At 71.4% G+C, this 15847-nt stretch carries 17 protein-coding genes; 11 read left to right on the plus strand and 6 right to left on the minus strand.

All coding sequences use genetic code 11. From position 1 onward, the window contains the following. Positions 1–387: 387 nt before the first annotated feature. Entirely contained in the window at positions 388–834 is a 447-nt protein-coding gene (locus ACZ6TV_RS14790; protein ID WP_465297691.1) for a hypothetical protein, read from the minus strand. A 104-nt stretch (positions 835–938) separates the two neighbouring features. Between ACZ6TV_RS14790 and ACZ6TV_RS14795 the strand changes: the two genes are divergently transcribed. The 7 genes from ACZ6TV_RS14795 (at position 939) to ACZ6TV_RS14825 (ending at position 7652) form a co-directional block, all read left to right on the plus strand. Further along, entirely contained in the window at positions 939–1937 is a 999-nt protein-coding gene (locus ACZ6TV_RS14795; RefSeq protein WP_465297692.1) for an NAD(P)H-dependent flavin oxidoreductase, read from the plus strand. Positions 1938–2002: 65 nt separating this feature from the next. Beyond that, complete coding sequence (locus tag ACZ6TV_RS14800) at positions 2003–2446, plus strand: hypothetical protein (RefSeq protein ID WP_465297693.1); 444 nt, start codon at positions 2003–2005, stop codon at positions 2444–2446. Positions 2447–2597: 151 nt separating this feature from the next. Then, positions 2598–3515, plus strand: coding sequence for an AraC-like ligand-binding domain-containing protein (locus tag ACZ6TV_RS14805; protein ID WP_465297694.1), 918 nt, complete (start codon positions 2598–2600; stop codon positions 3513–3515). 45 nt (positions 3516–3560) lie between these two features. Then, positions 3561–5087: an alkaline phosphatase D family protein gene (locus ACZ6TV_RS14810; protein WP_465297695.1), complete on the plus strand. Its 1527-nt coding sequence runs from the start codon at positions 3561–3563 to the stop codon at positions 5085–5087. 14 nt (positions 5088–5101) lie between these two features. Beyond that, the gene (locus ACZ6TV_RS14815; RefSeq protein WP_465297696.1) at positions 5102–6310 is read left to right on the plus strand and encodes a hypothetical protein; all 1209 of its coding nucleotides are present in this window, start codon (positions 5102–5104) and stop codon (positions 6308–6310) included. A 49-nt stretch (positions 6311–6359) separates the two neighbouring features. Further along, positions 6360–7034, plus strand: coding sequence for a DsbA family oxidoreductase (locus ACZ6TV_RS14820; RefSeq protein WP_465297697.1), 675 nt, complete (start codon positions 6360–6362; stop codon positions 7032–7034). 141 nt (positions 7035–7175) lie between these two features. Then, positions 7176–7652: a GNAT family N-acetyltransferase gene (locus tag ACZ6TV_RS14825; protein WP_465297698.1), complete on the plus strand. Its 477-nt coding sequence runs from the start codon at positions 7176–7178 to the stop codon at positions 7650–7652. A gap of 160 nt (positions 7653–7812) precedes the next feature. Here the strand turns inward: ACZ6TV_RS14825 and ACZ6TV_RS14830 are convergent, their stop codons facing one another. After that, the gene (locus tag ACZ6TV_RS14830) at positions 7813–8337 is read right to left on the minus strand and encodes a hypothetical protein (protein WP_465297699.1); all 525 of its coding nucleotides are present in this window, start codon (positions 8335–8337) and stop codon (positions 7813–7815) included. Positions 8338–8494: 157 nt separating this feature from the next. Between ACZ6TV_RS14830 and ACZ6TV_RS14835 the strand changes: the two genes are divergently transcribed. The 3 genes from ACZ6TV_RS14835 to ACZ6TV_RS14845 are packed head-to-tail and all read left to right on the plus strand — an operon-like array spanning position 8495 to position 11264. Continuing rightward, positions 8495–9877 (plus strand): ferredoxin reductase family protein, encoded by a 1383-nt coding sequence (locus ACZ6TV_RS14835; RefSeq protein ID WP_465297700.1) that lies wholly within the window; start codon positions 8495–8497, stop codon positions 9875–9877. 37 nt (positions 9878–9914) lie between these two features. After that, positions 9915–10511, plus strand: a complete 597-nt coding sequence (locus ACZ6TV_RS14840; RefSeq protein ID WP_465297701.1) for an FMN-binding protein — start codon at positions 9915–9917, stop codon at positions 10509–10511. Between the two features lie 27 nt (positions 10512–10538). Next, positions 10539–11264, plus strand: coding sequence for an FAD:protein FMN transferase (locus ACZ6TV_RS14845; RefSeq protein WP_465297987.1), 726 nt, complete (start codon positions 10539–10541; stop codon positions 11262–11264). Between the two features lie 121 nt (positions 11265–11385). Here the strand turns inward: ACZ6TV_RS14845 and ACZ6TV_RS14850 are convergent, their stop codons facing one another. From ACZ6TV_RS14850 to ACZ6TV_RS14860, 3 genes are all read right to left on the minus strand, one after another. Further along, positions 11386–11745 carry a DUF1801 domain-containing protein gene (locus ACZ6TV_RS14850; protein ID WP_465297702.1) on the minus strand — a complete coding sequence of 120 codons (360 nt, stop codon included), beginning with the start codon at positions 11743–11745 and terminating at the stop codon, positions 11386–11388. A 44-nt stretch (positions 11746–11789) separates the two neighbouring features. Beyond that, positions 11790–13379: a serine/threonine-protein kinase gene (locus ACZ6TV_RS14855; protein ID WP_465297703.1), complete on the minus strand. Its 1590-nt coding sequence runs from the start codon at positions 13377–13379 to the stop codon at positions 11790–11792. A 90-nt stretch (positions 13380–13469) separates the two neighbouring features. After that, complete coding sequence (locus tag ACZ6TV_RS14860) at positions 13470–13976, minus strand: GNAT family N-acetyltransferase (protein ID WP_465297704.1); 507 nt, start codon at positions 13974–13976, stop codon at positions 13470–13472. A 30-nt stretch (positions 13977–14006) separates the two neighbouring features. Here ACZ6TV_RS14860 and ACZ6TV_RS14865 point away from each other — a divergent pair, with 30 nt between their 5' ends. Further along, the gene (locus tag ACZ6TV_RS14865) at positions 14007–14723 is read left to right on the plus strand and encodes a M50 family metallopeptidase (RefSeq protein ID WP_465297705.1); all 717 of its coding nucleotides are present in this window, start codon (positions 14007–14009) and stop codon (positions 14721–14723) included. 32 nt (positions 14724–14755) lie between these two features. Here the strand turns inward: ACZ6TV_RS14865 and ACZ6TV_RS14870 are convergent, their stop codons facing one another. Beyond that, on the minus strand, positions 14756–15835 hold the full coding sequence (locus ACZ6TV_RS14870; protein ID WP_465297706.1) for an LLM class flavin-dependent oxidoreductase: 1080 nt from the start codon (positions 15833–15835) through the stop codon (positions 14756–14758). Positions 15836–15847: the final 12 nt, after the last annotated feature.

Genomic DNA, 15847 nt, shown 5'->3' on the forward strand with positions numbered 1-15847 from the left:
TTGTGTCCACAACGCACAGACGATCACGCGGTGGCCGTGCTCTGTCCAGCCCCGTCAACCAGCAACATCCCGAACGGCGGCTGCCGTACTAGCCGAGCTGCAACAGTTGGGGCCGTGTCAGCCCTTGCGAGCACTGCAGTGCGGGGGCCTTGGCCGTACAGCCAGCCGTACAGCCAAGGCCACCGGTTGCCGCCTACGTCAGCCGACGTTCTCCGACACGCTGACCTGCGGCCGAGGCATCCGACCCGGCATCGGCGAGCTTCTTCTAATCCCAAGGTCGTAGGTTCGATCCCTACCGGGCGCACCACAGTTCATAGGCTTTGCGGGGGGCCGCAGGCGAATGCTCGAAGGCCGGTTTGTGCAGGTCAGAGGGCCGTCGCGGGTTTATCAGAAGCGGCCCAGGCGGGGGCGGACGAATGAGCCGCTCCGCTCGACGAAGGTCTGGATCGAGGCCTTGTGGTGCTCGTATCGCAGTTCGAGCTCGGCGGCGTCCGTGGTGCCGCGGCGCCAGTAGGCGCCCAGGCGCTTGCCGGCTTCGGTCATCTCGTGGAGGGCGGACAGGAGCGGCTGGTGGCGGCAGAGGATGGTCAGCCGGGCGGCGGCCAGGCGGTATGCGGCCAGGTCCCAGCCGTCGACCCGGCCGGTCTGGCCGAGTTCGCGCTCCTCCCAGAGGCGGTTGCGGAAGTCCTCGGACAGCGAGACCAGCTGCGAGCACTGCTCGAGGACCAGTTCGGAGCGGCGCACGCTGGTTTCGTTCCGGCTGGTCAGGTACTGCCCCATCAGGGCGATCGCGGCGCCGGCGGTTGCGGCGGTCAGGGTCATCCATGCGGCCACGGGAACAGTGTGCGGGTGTCGGGTCGGTGACGTCTGCACGGAATGCGACGTGGGGTGCGCGGGGGGCAACACGAGGGTGGGGCGGGTCGGGCACGGTGCGAGGTATGCGACTCAGGACCAGGTTCACGGAGGCGTTCGGCCTCACCACCCCGATCGCGCAGGCCGGCATGGCGTTCGTGGGGATGACGCCGGAGTTGCCGGTGGCTGTCAGCAACGCGGGGGCGCTCGGATCGCTCGGGGCGGCGCTCATGCCGGCGGCGGCGCTGACGGAGACGGTGAAGGCGATCCAGCACGGGACGGATCGGCCGTTCAACGTCAACTTCATCACGGTGTTCACGGAGCAGGCGCAGATCGACGCGGTGTGCGAGGCCGGCGTGGCGGTCGTGTCGTTTCACTGGGGGCATCCGAAGCGGGCCTGGATCGATCAGCTGCACGCCGCGGGGGTGCGGGTGTTCGAGCAGCTCAGTGACGTCGACGCGGCGAAGCGGGCGGTTGACGACGGGGTCGACGTGGTGGTTGCGCAGGGGCAGGAGGCGGGTGGGCACAACGCGGCGACGCTGCCGGTGTTCGCGCTGGTGCCGCTGGTGGTGGACGCGGTGGCGCCGGCGCTGGTGCTGGCCTCGGGCGGGATCGCGGACGGGCGTGGGGTGGCGGCGGCGCTGATGCTGGGCGCCGACGGGGCGTGGGTCGGCACGCGGTTCGTGGCCACCGGGGAGTCGGAGGCGCACGACGGGTACAAGAGCCGGCTGGTGAGCTTCGAGGCCACCGAGACCGTCAGCACGTCGATGTTCGGGCCCGGGACGCCGGACTTCAACCCGATGCGGGTGCTGCGCAACCGGGTGGTGCGCGAGTGGCTGGACGCGCCGGGGACGCCGGAGGAACTGCCGGTGATCGGGGAGACGGTGCTGGGCGGGGAGACGGTGACGATGCACCGGTTCTCCAACCTCGTGCCGATGCGCGGGGTGACCACCGGTGACCTGGAGGAGATGCCGCTGCTCGCGGGGCAGGGGGTCGGGCTCGTCACGTCGCTGCTGCCGGCGGCCGAGATCATCGAGACGATGACGGCGGACGCGTTGGCGATGCTCGGCCGGTACGGGGGCTAGCCGCAGCACGGATCCGGTGGTCAAGGGGAGTGCCGGGCGGGCGGGGACGGCGAACAGTGAAGGGTATGACTCTTCAGACCACCGGCCGGCCGCCCGTCGCGGTGCGGGCCTCGGCGGGGCTGTGGCTCGCCGCCGTCGCGCTCGGCGCGATCGAAACCGTCATCGTCGTCGGGTCCGGCCAGGCCGGCGACAACCCGCTGCCGGGGGTGCTGTTCCGGTGCGCCGTGTACGCCGCGGCGATCCTCACGACCGTCAGGATGCGGGCGGGGCGCAACTGGGCCCGCGTCGCGCTCGCCCTGGTGCTCGGCGTCGCCGGGACGCTGTCGCTGGTCATCGAGCCGGTCTCGTGGCTGGCGGACGGCAACTCGCTGACCGCCCTCGCCGACGACGCGGACCTGACCTGGTGGGCGACCGCCGTGTCCAGAGGGCTGCACATCGCCGCCGTCTGGGCCGCGGTACCGCTGATGTTCACCGGATCGGCGAACGGCTACTTCCGTACCCGCGGATGAACGTACCCGCGGATGAACGTACCCGCGGATGAACGTACCCGCGGATGAACGTACCCGCGGATGAAACGGTGTCGGAAGGACGTCGCAACCATGTCGGGCGGGCCCGGACCGGGCGTTGCATGACGGCGGGGAGCGGCATAGGAGACGCACGGTGGACAACCGCAGCTACTGGACGACGTCGGCGCTGGCACCGGGGCAGCAGTTCACGCACTGGCGCGAGCTGATCTGCGAGGCGTTCCTGGCGCTGACGCCGGAGTCGGACCTGCGCAACGGGTTCGCCGGGTCGGTGACGCAGTGGCGGCTGGGGGCGCTGAGCCTGGCGCGGATCGAGTCGCAGCGGCAGACCGTGCACCGCACCGAGGCCGGTGTCGCCCGCGACCCGATCGGCGGGTACTACGCGAACCTGCAGGTCAGCGGCACCAGCCTGATGGCGCAGCACGGCAGGGTGGCCACGTTGCGCCCCGGCGACCTGGCCGTCGTCGACGCGGACGAGCCGTTCCGCTTCGAGTTCGGCGGCGACTTCCGTCAGCTGTCGCTGTTCGTTCCGGCGGCGAGCATGACCATGAGTGAGCCCGTGCGCACGGCGACGGCGATCGACACCGTCGCCGGCGTGGGCGCGGCCGTGCGGCACTCGATGGAGAGCCTGGCGCGGGACCCCCTGCGGGAGGCGACCGCGGCACGGCTGGCCCTGCACGCGGCCGGCATGCTGTCGATCGCGCTCGAGCCGTCGATCCTGGCACCGGTGCGCTCGCCCAGGTCGTACCACACCTGCATCCAGGACATCGAGGAACATCTCACCGACGAGGACCTGTCGCCCGCTGCGACCGCGCGGCGGCTCGGCATCTCGGTCCGGACGGTGCACGGGCTCTTCGCGGGGCACGAGGCGTCCTACGCGGCCACGGTGCGGCGGCTGCGGCTGGAGCGCGCGGCGCGGCACCTGGCGGACCCGGCGATGCGGCACCTGCGCGTCATCGACGTGGCCACGGAGGCGGGGTTCGGGAACGTGGCGAGCTTCCACCGCGCGTTCCGCAAGCAGTTCGGCCGTACACCGAATGCAGCCCGCGGCTAGCTTACGGACACCATCCGTTCATCGACTCTGATAAAAGTGTCGAGCATGAATAGGCTCAGCCGCCGCACGTTCGTCCTCAGTGGACTGGCCACCGCCGGGGCCGTCGCACTGCCGCTCGCCAGCGCTCAGGCCGCCGTACCGTTCCCGTTCAAGCTCGGCGTCGCCTCCGGCGAACCGGCCGCGGACAGCGTCGTGCTGTGGACCCGGCTCGCCCCGTCGCCGCTGAACGCCGACGGGCAGGGCGGCATGGCGAACGCCGACGTCACCGTCGACTGGCAGGTGTCCACGACCGACACGTTCAGCTCGCTCGTCGCGTCCGGGTCGGTCACCGCCCGCTACGCCGACGCGCACTCCGTCCACGTGGTCGCGGGCGGGCTCGCACCGGACGCCGAGTACTACTACCGCTTCCGCGCGCAGGGCCACCTCTCCCCCGTCGGGCGGACCCGCACCGCCCCGGCGCTCGGCACCGCCGGCCGCGACCTGGTGATGGCGTTCGCGTCCTGCTCGCACTACGAGTCGGGCTACTACACGGCCTACCGCCGCATGGCCGAGGACCGCCCGGACCTGATCCTGCACCTGGGCGACTACATCTACGAGGGCGGCGCCGGCACCGGCGGCGTCCGCCAGCACGCCGGTGCCGAGATCGTCTCGCTCGCCGACTACCGCCGCCGGTACGCGCAGTACAAGTCGGACCCGGACCTGCAGGCGGCGCACGCGATCGCGCCGTGGCTGGTCGTGCCGGACGACCACGAGGTCGAGAACAACTACGCCAACATGGTGCGCAACGACAGCAGCCCGGTGCTCACCGCGGCGCAGTGGACGGCCCGCCGTACCGCCGCCTACCGCGCCTACTACGAGAACATGCCGCTGCGGCCGAGCCAGGCGCCGACGGGCAACAGCATCCCGCTGTACCGGCGGGTCCGCTGGGGCACGCTCGCCACCTTCCACATGCTCGACACCCGGCAGTTCCGCGACGACCAGGCCTGCGGCGACGGCTGGAAGGTGTGCGCCGCCGCGGACACGGCGAGCCGCTCGCTGACCGGCGCGGCGCAGGAGGCGTGGCTGCTCGACGGGCTCGCCCAGCACTACGGCACCTGGGACATCCTCGGCCAGCAGGTGTTCTTCGCGCGGCAGTTCGACAGCAGCGGCGCGGCGAGCATGGACGCCTGGGACGGCTACCGCGCGTCCCGGTCCCGCATCCAGCAGGGCTGGCTCGACCGGTCCGTGCGCAACCCGCTGGTGCTGACGGGTGACGTACACGCGGCGTGGGCCAACGACCTGAAGGCCGACTACGCCAACAGCAGCTCCGCGACCATCGGCACCGAGCTCGTCTGCACGTCGATCACGTCCGGCGGCAACGGCTCCGCGGCGACCGCGATCCCCAACGTCGGCACGAACCCGCACCTCAAGTTCCACTCCGGGCTGCGCGGCTACGTGCGGACCACGATCAGCCGCGCGCAGGTCCGGGCGGACTTCCGCGCGGTCAGCTCGGTCACCGAGCACGGCGCCGCGGCCACCACCCTCAAGTCGTTCGCGATCCTCGACGGCCAGCCCGGCCTTCGGGCCCTCTAGGAGACCTCAGCAAAATGGCAGCCATCACCTCGGTCGCGCTCGCCGCGACTCTCGCCGCCGCGTCGATGACGTGGACGACGGCCAACAGCGTCGCCACCGGCGACCAGGACACCCCCGCCATCGCCGCCAACCGCAACGGGCAGGTCGCGGTGGTCTGGGAGGACGACCGGGACAGCACCACGCCGGAGAACAACAGCCACTCCGACATCTGGCTGCGGCTGTTCACCGACGGCGTCGCGAAGTATGAGCTCAAGCTGTCGGCGGGCGGCACGTCCGGCACCAACTGGAAGCACATCAGCCCCGACGTGGGCCTCGACGACAAGGGCAACGCCGTCGTGGTCTGGGCCGAGGACCCGGACGGCAACGGCGCGTTCAACATCGTCTACCGGGTCGTCTCCCCCACCGGCAGCGTCACCGCCTCCGGCCGCGCCAACGCCGACGCCGCCGGCGACCAGATCGTGCCGAAGGTGGCCGTCGACCCGGACGGCGCCCCCGGTACGGCGGCGGTCGCGTTCAGCGTCGTGTGGGAGGACGTGCAGGGCAGTACGTACCGGGTGAAGGCCGCCGGGTACACGGGGCCGACGACGAAGGCCTACGAGGTGTTCGCCTCGCAGACCACGGGCGCGCACCACCGGCCCGACGTCGCGGTCTCGGCGTCCGGCGACGCCCTGGTCGTCTGGGACGAGGACGGCGACGGCAACGGTTTCGACAACATCGGCCTGGTGCGGCTGGCGAAGTCCAACGGTGCCGTGAACCTCTCCCGCCGCACCGCCAACAGCCTCGGCGACGGGCAGCAGCGACGGGCGTCGATCGCGGCGACGTACTCGGGGGCGTTCACGGTCGCGTGGGAGTCGGACCACACCGGCACCGCCGGCGTGTGGACCCGGTCGTTCCTCGCCGACGGCACGCCTCGGCACGTGGAGGTGCTCGCCGCCAACGGTGGCGCGGCGCCGTCGGCCGGCGTCGACGACCAGGCGAACTCGGTCGTCGCCTGGACCGTGGGCGGTCTCGACGTGTCGGTCCGCGGGTTCAACCCCGACGGCACCTCGACGGGCCGGCTGGCCCCGCAGGTCCTGAGCCAGACGGCGACGGGCCGGCAGGAGCAGCTGGTGGTCGCGGTGTCACCGTGGGGTGAGGTCAGCGTCGCCTACACCGACGACAACGACGGCAACACGTTCGACCAGGTCATCCTCGGTACCGGAGGCTCGAACTCCGACTGGTGACCGCTGTCGTGCGCGCTATTGTTGAACCGTCAACGAGTAGGGAGCGCGCATGATCCAGGTCGACGTCTGGTCCGACATCGTCTGTCCGTGGTGCTACATCGGGAAGCGCCGCTTGGAGACCGCCCTGGCGGAGTTCGACGGGGCGGTCTCTGTGACGTGGCGCAGCTTCCAGCTCGACCCGACGACGCCGACCGGCGACTCCCGCCCGGTCGGCGAGTCGCTGGCGGCGAAGCTCGGCCTGTCCAAGGACCGGGTGCAGGGCATGTTCGAGCACGTCACGGCGCTCGCGGCCGCCGAGGGTCTGGCGTACGACTTCGATCGCGCCCGCACGGCGAACACCCTGGACGCGCACCGGCTGCTGCACTTCGCCAAGGCGTACGACCTGCAGGGCGCGCTGAAGGAGCGGCTGATGCAGGCGTACTTCACCGAGGGCGCCGACGTGGGCGACCGGGAGGTGCTCGCCGGGCTCGCCGCTTCCGTGGGGCTGGACGAGGTGGCGGCCAAGTCGGCCCTCGCCGACGGCTCCTACGAGGCCGAGGTCCGGGCCGACATCGCGACCGCCCGTGCGTACGGCATCAGCGGCGTGCCCTTCTTCGTGTTCAACGAGCAGATCGGCGTCTCCGGCGCCCAGGCCGCCTCGGTGTTCGCGCAGGCGCTGAAGCAGGCGCTGCCGGCCGCTCCGGCGGCCGCGGATGCCTGCGCCGACGACTCGTGCGCGATCTAGGTGCACGTGCACTTGCGGATGCGGATGGTAGAGGCCTCACGCGGAGAGTCAAGTGGCGGTTTTCCGATGCACGTGCATCGCGGACGTGAATGACTGCGTTCAGACCGACACAAACGGCGCCGCCGGTTCTACGCTGCATTCATGAGCGCTGACGTGCTGCACGCCTACCGGATGCAGGTCGCCCGCGGTGTCCGCCGGTTGTCCACCGACGATACCGAGCAGGTGACGACGCTGCTGGAGCAGCTTGGCTATCCCCAGGAGGGGACCGACACCGCCGGGCGCATGCGCTCCTGGGTCGACCATCCGGACGGGGGCGCGTTCGTCTGGGACGAGCGCGGGCGGCTGCTCGGGGTGATCGCGGCGCACATCATCCCGTCGTTCGAGAAGGACGGGTCGTGGCTGCGGATCGTGGCGCTCGCCGTGGCCGACTCCGCCCGCGGGCGCGGGATCGGCACCAGCCTGGTCGCGGCGGCCGAGACGTTCGGCCTGATGCGCGGCTGCCACAGCGTCGAGGTGACCAGCCTGCGGACCCGCGAGGGCGCGCACGCGTTCTACAAGGCCCTCGGCTACCAGGACCGCTCGGACGCGGCGGGTCGCTTCCAGCGTCAACTGCCCTGATGTCCCATTCGCACCTTTTGTGATTTTGTGCAGGGCGGGCGAGTTTAGCCCCTGCCGTCCGCCTGCTCGTGTCCGTCGTTCCGTCCCGGCCGGGCCGCCTTGACCCGGTCGGGCCGCTCTTACGAGCGTTCCCGCTCGGCGCTTTTCCCGGCCGGGCCGGTCAGCGGTTGAGGTTGGTGGCCAGGGACTTGGCGACGCCGACCAGGCCCGCGTCCGCCGCGGCGGGGAGCTCGCCGCCGCTCAGGTTGGCCACCGACAGCACGATGATCAGGTTGCTGACCCGCATCGTGATGATCTGCGGCTGGCCGATCGCCCGGACCCGCTGACGGATCGCCTGGTCGCCGACGCCGTCGAGGCGTTCGGTGTCGGTGCCGCCGACCACGTCGAGGTAGCGGGACGCGAGCTCCGGGCCGCCGACGGTGCCCTTCTTCTGCACGACCGTGAAGCCGACGTTGAGCTGTGTCTGCCCGTCGCCGGCCGTGCAGTTGGCGCCGTCGGATTCGACCTTCGCCGCCGGCACCACAGCGGCGACCGACGACGCGTCGAGCACCGCGCAGTCAGGGGCGGCCTGGAAGCGGCCCGCTTCGGTGAAGACGCCGAGCGAGTAGGCCACACCGAGCCCTGTCGCGCCGATCGCGGCCACCACCGCGAGGACGATCAGGACGATTCGCCAGAACCGCTGCATCGCGCCATTCTAGGTGCGCGCATTCCAGGCGCACGGCCGCCACATGCACGTGCGAGCATCTTGTGCGCAGGTTGAAGTCCGGCTTAAGCCCATGGCCGTCGGCCGGCGGCCTCTGATACGACCAATGACAGTGGAACCACATGAGACAAGATCAACCATGACCGCCCCCCGGCAACAACGTCAGACAGGCAGTCTGGCGGCCCCCGCGGCACGCCCCGTCGAGCACAACAGTGCCGGACGGTTCCTGCTGCGCACCCTGTTCTGGGGCGGTCTCGTCCTCGCGCTGCTGCCGTGGTGGCTCGGGACGAAGCCGGGCTCGATCGACACCACCGCCGAGGTCTTCCAGTCGGCGGGCCGGGTCACCGGCCTGATCGCCGGCTACCTGCTGCTGGTGCAGGTGATCCTGATGAGCCGGCTGGTGACGCTCGAGCGCTGGATCGGCGCCCGGCACCTCGGCCTGTGGCACCGCGAGCTCGGCGGCTCGGTGCTGGTCATGATCCTCGCGCACGCGTCGCTGATCACCGTCGGCTATGCCTACGCGGACCGGGTCGGCTTCGTCAGCGAGCTCGGCACGATCCTGACCGAATACGAGGACATGGTCACCGCCTTCCTCGCGGCCGGCATGCTGGTGTGCATCGGCCTGCTGAGCATCCGCGGGCTGCGGCGGGCCCTGCCCTACGAGCTGTGGTACTTCCTGCACCTGACCGCCTACCTGGCGCTGCTGCTCGGCTTCGCCCACCAGTTCTCCAACGGGCAGGAGCTCTTCAAGCCGGGTCTCGGGCGGACGCTGTGGATGGTCTTCTACGGGGTCATGATCGTCGCGGTGGTCTGGGGCCGGATCGTGGCGCCGCTGACGCTGAACCTGCGGCACCGGCTCGAGGTGGCGGACGTCGTCGCCGAAGGCCCCGACATGGTGTCGATCTACATCACCGGCAACCGGCTGCACGACCTGGACGCGCAGGCCGGGCAGTTCTTCAGGTGGCGCTTCCTGGCGCGGGGGCTGTGGTGGCAGGCGCACCCCTTCTCGCTGTCCGCCGCGCCGAACGGGCGCTGGCTGCGGCTCACCGTGAAGACCGTCGGCAGCCACACGATGGCGATGCGCGACCTGCGCCCGGGTGTGCGGATCTTCGTCGAGGGCCCATGGGGCGACTTCACGGCGAGCCGGCGGGTCAAGTCGCGGACGGTGCTCATCGCGGCCGGCAGCGGCATCGGTCCGATCCGCGCACTGCTGGAGGAGCTGCCGCCGGGCGCCATCGTGATCTACCGGGCGTCGGCCGTGCACGACCTGCACCTGCGCGACGAGCTGGAGCACCTCGCCGACCTGCGGCACGCCACGCTGTGGTTCGTCGTCGGCGACCGGCGCGACCCCGGCCCGCGGCGCCTCTTCACCCCGCCGGGGATGCGCGAGCTGGTGCCCGACATCACCGAACGCGACATCTACCTGTGCGGCCCGGACGGTCTCGTCACGCAGTCGCTGCAGGTGCTGCGGCGGCTCAGGGTGCCGCGGCGGCAGATCCACCTCGACCCCTTCGAGTTCTGACAGCCGTGCTCCCCCCGTTCATGAGAGTTGGTCCTTCGTGAGACGCGCGATGATCGCCCTGATGGGCACCGCGGCGGGCACCGTCCTGCTGGTGGGTGCCAAGGCCGGCTTCAGCAGCCCCACCGACCGCCCCCTGAACCCGCAGGCAGCCGGCGCGACCGGGCCCGTGCCGAGCGGCTCGGTGCCGCCGCCGTCAGGCGGTGCCGCTCCCCCGGCGTCGATGCCGCCCGGCAACGGCGGGGCGACCACCATGACCACCACCGCGGCCGCGCCACCCGCCGGTGGCGGCACGAAGACGACGACCGCGCCGAAGCCGACCACGGCGGCGCCGAAGCCGCCGCGCACGACCATGAAGGACGGCACCTTCAACGGCAACGCCATCTACGTCGAATACGGCTCGGTCGAGCTGTCGATCGTCGTCTCCGGCGGCAAGATCACCGACATCAAGGTGCTGGACTCGCCGACCGACCACTCCCGGTCGGTGCAGATCAACAACAACGCCCTGCCGAAGCTCAGGTCGCAGGCGCTGTCGTCGCAGAGCGCGAACATCGACACGGTCTCCGGCGCCACCTACACCAGCTCGGGCTACAAGCTGTCGCTGCAGTCGGCGATCGACCGCGCGTTTCAGGCCTGACCCGTGCTGGTGCGGGTCGAGCACGTGATGGGCATGGCCGTGAGCCTCGACCTCGCCGACCCGCTGCCGGTGCCGGAGCTCGAACGCCTCGCCGACGAGGTCTTCGCCTGGCTGCGGCAGGTCGACACGATCTTCAGCACCTACAGGACCGACAGTGAGATCAGCCGGCTCGGCCGTGGCGAGCTGCGGCGGGAGGACTGCTCGCCGCTCGTCGGCGAGGTCCTCGACCGGTGCGCGCAGCTGTGGGACGAGACGCGGGGCTACTTCGACGTCATGGCCGGCGGGCGGCTCGACCCGTCGGGCTACGTCAAGGGGTGGGCGGTGCAGCGCGCCTGCGACCGGCTGCGGCTGCTCGGCTCCTCCCACCACTGCCTGAACGCCGGCGGTGACGTCTTCGTCCGCGGCGCGGCGCCCGAGCGCTCGGCGTGGCGGGTCGGCGTGCGCCATCCGTGGGAGGCGCTGTCGCTGGCGTGGGTCCTGGAGGTGACCGACATGGCGGTGGCGACGTCCGGCACCTATGAGCGTGGCCTGCACGTCTTCGATCCCTTCACCGGTGAGCCCGCGTCCGCCCTGCGCTCGGTGACCGTCGTCGGGCCGGACCTCGGCACGGCGGACGCCTACGCGACGGCGGCCCTGGCGATGGGTGAGGCCGGCATCGACTGGCTGGCCCAGCTGCCCGGCCATGAGTGCGCGGTCGTCACCGAGGACGGCCGTGCGATGCGGTCCGACGGTCTGCCCGTGGCGCCCGGCTAGGGGATCGCCAGGCCCAGATACTCGACCAGGTGCTCGCGGGTCGGCGCGGACACGCCCGGCACGCGGTCGTCACCGAGGACGGCCGTGCGACGCGGTCCGACGGTCTGCCCGTGGCGCCCGGCTAGGGGATCGCCAGGCCCAGATACTCGACCAGGTGCTCGCGGGTCGGCGCGGACACACCGGGCACGAAGTGCAGGTAGCGCAGCCGCTTGCCGGTGCCGTGCAGCAGGCCGTGCGGGTCGGGCAGGTCGGCGCCGTGCTCGAAGCCGACCGACACCGAGTCGGCGCCGGGGAAGATCGCGGCGACATGGCCGCGCTCGGGATGGTGGAAGCTCAGCCCGTGCCAGCCCTTGTAGAGACGCTCGGTCAACTCGGGCCGGGCGCCGACGATGACATCCCGCAGATGGCGGGCGAGTGCGGCGATGTCCGGCCGGTGATCGGTGAGAAGTTGGTCGAGGCCCGGCGGCTCGGTGGCTATCATGCCGACACCCCACCACATGGGTACGACAATTCCAGCGGCTTTTCCTACCAGTCGAACTCGATCCCGCTGACCTCTCCCCCGGGCAGGATCGCCCGGCTCGTGTAGACCCATTTCTGCACCACGACGTAGCGGTGGCCGCGCGGCGGGGTGACCTCGAACGGGCCGCACTCGTGCTCCGGGGCGAAGTCGGTGAACATCAGCTCCTTGCACGTGTGCGGGCCGTCGACGACCCGCTTGGTGTCGGCGTCCTGGAGCGAGATCGAGACGTCGGCCTGGATCGCCGGGAGCGCCTGCGTGTGCCCGGTCATGCGGACGGCGACGGAGCTGGTCTGATGGCACGGCTGCGCCAGGACCGGATGGCCGAGGTCCCAGGTGTACGCGTCGGCGCACTGCCAGGCACCCCACACGATCGCCTCGACCGGACCGGCCGAGACCGTCGGCGCCCCCGCTCCGATTCTCGAGCCGCCAGGTGTACGACTACCGCCCGGCCCCGTCGACACGGCGCCCGGTTGCGGCTTCGCGGCCTGCCCGCCGGCGCTCGCCGGTGGCGTGACCGGCCGCTGGACCGCGGTGCCGGTGGCCGGCCGCTGCGCGATCCTCCACGCGGGGACCGCGGCGATCCCCAGCAACGCGAGCACGACGGCGAGAACTGTCATACGTGAGCGCGATGATGTCGGCGGTCGGGGATTCGGCACCGGCGGTTCGAAGGAGGGCAGCTCATGGAATACGGGTTGGGGCGGCAGCGGCGGTTCGTCCTCGGTGCGCTTCGCCACCACGCGCAGCGTGTGGGCCACCTCCTTCGCCGTCGGGCGGCGGCCCGGCCGCTTCTCCATGCAGGCGAGCACGACCCGCCAGATGGCCTCGGGCATTCCCTCCACCGGCTGCGGCGACTCGTCGACGTGCCGGCGCAGGATCGCCCACGCCGGGCCGCCCGCGTAGGGCGGCCGCCCGGTGACGAGCTCGAAGAGCACCACGCCGAGGGCGTAGACGTCGGCGGAGGGTGCCGGCCGCCCGCCGTAGACGGCCTCCGGCGCGATGTAGTTGGCGGTGCCGACGAGCGCGCCCGGCGTCGTCATGCTCGGCGTGTCCAGCACCCGCGCGATCCCGAAGTCGGTGAGCCGGGTGTGCGGCTCGTCGCCCTCACGGTCGAGCAGGATGTTGTCGGGCTTCAGGTCGCGGTGCACGATGCCGCGCCGGTGCGCCGCCGACAGGGCGTCGGCGACCTGGGCGAGCAGCGTCGCGGCCGCGGCGGGCGCCAGGGTGCCCTGCTCGTGCAGGTGGTCGCGGAGGCTGCCGCCGTCGACGAGGTCCATGACGAGGCCGAGCGACGTGCCGACGGTGACCAGGTCACGGACCCGCACGATGTGCGGGTGGCGCAGCATGAGCAGGATCGCGCGTTCCTGCACGAAGCGGTTGACCGCCTTCGGCTCCGCCATGAGGTCTTCGCGCATCAGCTTGACGGCGACCTCTTCGTCGCCCTGCAGCGCACGGGCACGCCACACGGTGCCGGTGCCACCGCCGCCGATCGGTTCGATCAGCTGATAGGCGTCACCGATGCGGTAGCCGGTGAGGTCCTCGCTGAGCGATCGGAGGCCGTCGTCGGTGTCGTCGCGCGCTTCGGGGGGAGTACGCATCGGGGTATTCGTACAGAATGCAAGATGAAGGTCACAACCATTACCAGGCATTACTCCCCATGTGGGGGACCTTTTCGGCGTCGTAGACCGTTACAGCCGCCGATACATGATATGGAAGTCGACCAACCCGTGCTTCGTGCTGCGGAAGCCGTCCGGGATCGTGCCGACGATGATGAAGCCGAGCGAGCGCCACAGCCGCAGGGCGACGGTGTTGGTCGAGACGACCGCGTTGAACTGCATCGCGGTGTAGCCGAGCGCACGGGCTCGGTCCAGGCAGTGCTCGCCCAGGGTGCGGCCCAGTCCGCGGCCGCGCGCACGGGACGACACCATGAAGCTGGCGTTCGCCACGTGGTCGCCGAGCCGCCCCTTGTTGGGGCCGACCTTGTAGGTGCCGAGCACGTCGCCGTCCTCGACCGCCACCCAGACCTCGAAGGGCGGCGGGAGCAGCCAGTGCGACCGGGCGTCCTGCTCGGTGGAGGCCGGGTCGTTGTCATAGCTCTCCCCGGCGGAGACGACCTCGTGCCAGGTGTCCCACAGCCCTGCCCGCTCGCCGTGCCAGTCGGTGTCGACAAAGCGCCTGATCTCCACGCTGTTCATTCAACACGTCAGGTGGCAGGCTCTGCATTCGTGTTCGATGTGTTGAGCGACGCATTCAGCCGGTTGCCCGCGCCCCCGCGCGAGGTCGTCATCGCCACCGCCGTCGTGGCGCTGCTGGCCGTCCTGTTGCGGCCCGCCTGGCGGGTCATGCGCAACTTCGTCACCATCGCGCACGAGGGCGGGCACGCCCTGGCCGCGGTCCTGAGCGGGCGGCGGCTCTCGGGCATCCGCCTGCACTCGGACACGTCGGGGCTGACGCTGTCGAAGGGCCGGCCCAATGGCCTCGGCATGGTGGTGACCGGTCTCGCCGGATACATCACGCCGTCGCTGCTCGGGCTCGGCGCCGCGGCGATCCTCGGCGCCGGCCGCATCACGGTCCTGCTCTGGCTGCTGCTGATCCTGCTCGCCGCCATGCTCATCATGATCCGCAACGTCTACGGCGTGGTCTCCGTCGTCGTCGCCGGCGCCATCATCTTCGGCGTCTCATGGTTCGGCTCGCCCCAGGTGCAGGGCGCGTTCGCCTACGCGTTCTCGTGGTTCATGCTGCTCGGCGGGGTCAGGGCCGTGTTCGAGCTGCAGCAGTCCCGCTTCCGCCGCCAGGCCCCCAACTCCGACGCCGACCAGATCGGCCGGCTGACGCGCGTGCCGGCGATCGTCTTCGTCGCGTTCTTCGTCATCGTCTCGCTGGCGTCCCTCGCCTTCGGCACGCGGCTCATGCTGGGCCCGGTCTCGGACCTGATCGGCTGACTCCCCCGCCGTGGGCTCGTCCGGCGGGTGGATCAGGTCAGGGCCGGGGTCAGATCGGAGCGCTTGCCGAGGAGGGCGGCGCCGACGCGGTGGGCCTCCTCCAGATGGGGCCAGCCGGAGAGGATGAACTCGTCGACGCCCTCGTATTCGGCGAGGCGTCGCCGGATCTCCTCCGGGCTGCCGACCAGCGCGGTGCCGGCGCCCTCGCGGACCAGGCCGACGCCCGCCCAGAGGTTGGGGGCGATGACCAGGCCGTCGGGCGTGCCGGCGTTGAGGGCGGTCATCCTCGCCTGGCCGACGGAGTCCATCCGGGCGAACCGGGCCTGCGCCGCCGCGATCCTGGCCGGGTCCATGCCGCGCAGCAGCCGGTCGGCCTCCGCCCAGGCCTGGTCGGCGTCGTCGCGGACGATGACGTGGACGCGCAGCCCGAAGCGGAGCGTCCGGCCGTGCTCCGCGGCCTTGGCGCGCATCCGCGCGACCCGCTCGGCGATCGCGGCCGGCGGCTCGCCCCACATGAGGTAGACGTCGGCGTGCCGGGCGGCCACCGCCTCGGCCGCAGGTGACGCACCGCCGAAGTAGATCGGTGGGACGTCGGCCAGCGGCGTACCGAGGCCGCCGCATTCGACGTGGTAGTAGTCGCCGTGGAAGTCGAACCGCTCACCCTTCCACGTGTTGCGGAGCACCTGGAGATATTCCGCGGTGCGGGCGTAGCGGCCGTCGTGGTCGGCGAAGTCACCGTAGGCGCGCTGCTCCTGCTGGTCACCGCCCGTGACGACGTTGAGCGCGAGGCGGCCGCCGGAGATCCACTGGAAGGCCTCCGCCTGCTGGGCGAGGAGCGTCGGCAGCGTAAACCCGGCCCGGAACGCGACGAGCATCCGCAGCGTCGTCGTGTGCTGGGCGATCGCCGTGCACATCACGAGCGGGTCGAGGCATCCGGCGCCGACCGGTGTCAGCACCGACGCGAACCCCGCCTCCTCGGCGGCGCGGGCGACCTCCGACAGGTAGGCGACGGTGGGCGTCCGGACGTGTGCGGCCGCTCCGGCGGCGACGGTGGCCGCGCCGACCTGATCGCCGTCGCCGGTCGTCGGGAGGAACCAGTGGTACGTCGTCATGCGGCCCACCCT

The organism is Dactylosporangium sp. NPDC051087 (assembly GCF_055586325.1).

Excerpts from the sequence above, each read along its gene's own strand:
- ACZ6TV_RS14795 (WP_465297692.1), top strand. The coding sequence starts at position 939 with ATGCGACTCAGGACCAGGTTCACGGAGGCGTTCGGCCTCACCACCCCG.
- ACZ6TV_RS14800 (WP_465297693.1), top strand. The coding sequence starts at position 2,003 with ATGACTCTTCAGACCACCGGCCGGCCGCCCGTCGCGGTGCGGGCCTCG.
- ACZ6TV_RS14810 (WP_465297695.1), top strand. The coding sequence starts at position 3,561 with ATGAATAGGCTCAGCCGCCGCACGTTCGTCCTCAGTGGACTGGCCACC.
- ACZ6TV_RS14815 (WP_465297696.1), top strand. The coding sequence starts at position 5,102 with ATGGCAGCCATCACCTCGGTCGCGCTCGCCGCGACTCTCGCCGCCGCG.
- ACZ6TV_RS14820 (WP_465297697.1), top strand. The coding sequence starts at position 6,360 with ATGATCCAGGTCGACGTCTGGTCCGACATCGTCTGTCCGTGGTGCTAC.
- ACZ6TV_RS14825 (WP_465297698.1), top strand. The coding sequence starts at position 7,176 with ATGAGCGCTGACGTGCTGCACGCCTACCGGATGCAGGTCGCCCGCGGT.
- ACZ6TV_RS14830 (WP_465297699.1), bottom strand. The coding sequence starts at position 8,337 with ATGCAGCGGTTCTGGCGAATCGTCCTGATCGTCCTCGCGGTGGTGGCC.
- ACZ6TV_RS14835 (WP_465297700.1), top strand. The coding sequence starts at position 8,495 with ATGACCGCCCCCCGGCAACAACGTCAGACAGGCAGTCTGGCGGCCCCC.
- ACZ6TV_RS14845 (WP_465297987.1), top strand. The coding sequence starts at position 10,539 with ATGGGCATGGCCGTGAGCCTCGACCTCGCCGACCCGCTGCCGGTGCCG.
- ACZ6TV_RS14850 (WP_465297702.1), bottom strand. The coding sequence starts at position 11,745 with ATGATAGCCACCGAGCCGCCGGGCCTCGACCAACTTCTCACCGATCAC.
- ACZ6TV_RS14855 (WP_465297703.1), bottom strand. The coding sequence starts at position 13,379 with ATGCGTACTCCCCCCGAAGCGCGCGACGACACCGACGACGGCCTCCGA.
- ACZ6TV_RS14860 (WP_465297704.1), bottom strand. The coding sequence starts at position 13,976 with ATGAACAGCGTGGAGATCAGGCGCTTTGTCGACACCGACTGGCACGGC.
- ACZ6TV_RS14870 (WP_465297706.1), bottom strand. The coding sequence starts at position 15,835 with ATGACGACGTACCACTGGTTCCTCCCGACGACCGGCGACGGCGATCAG.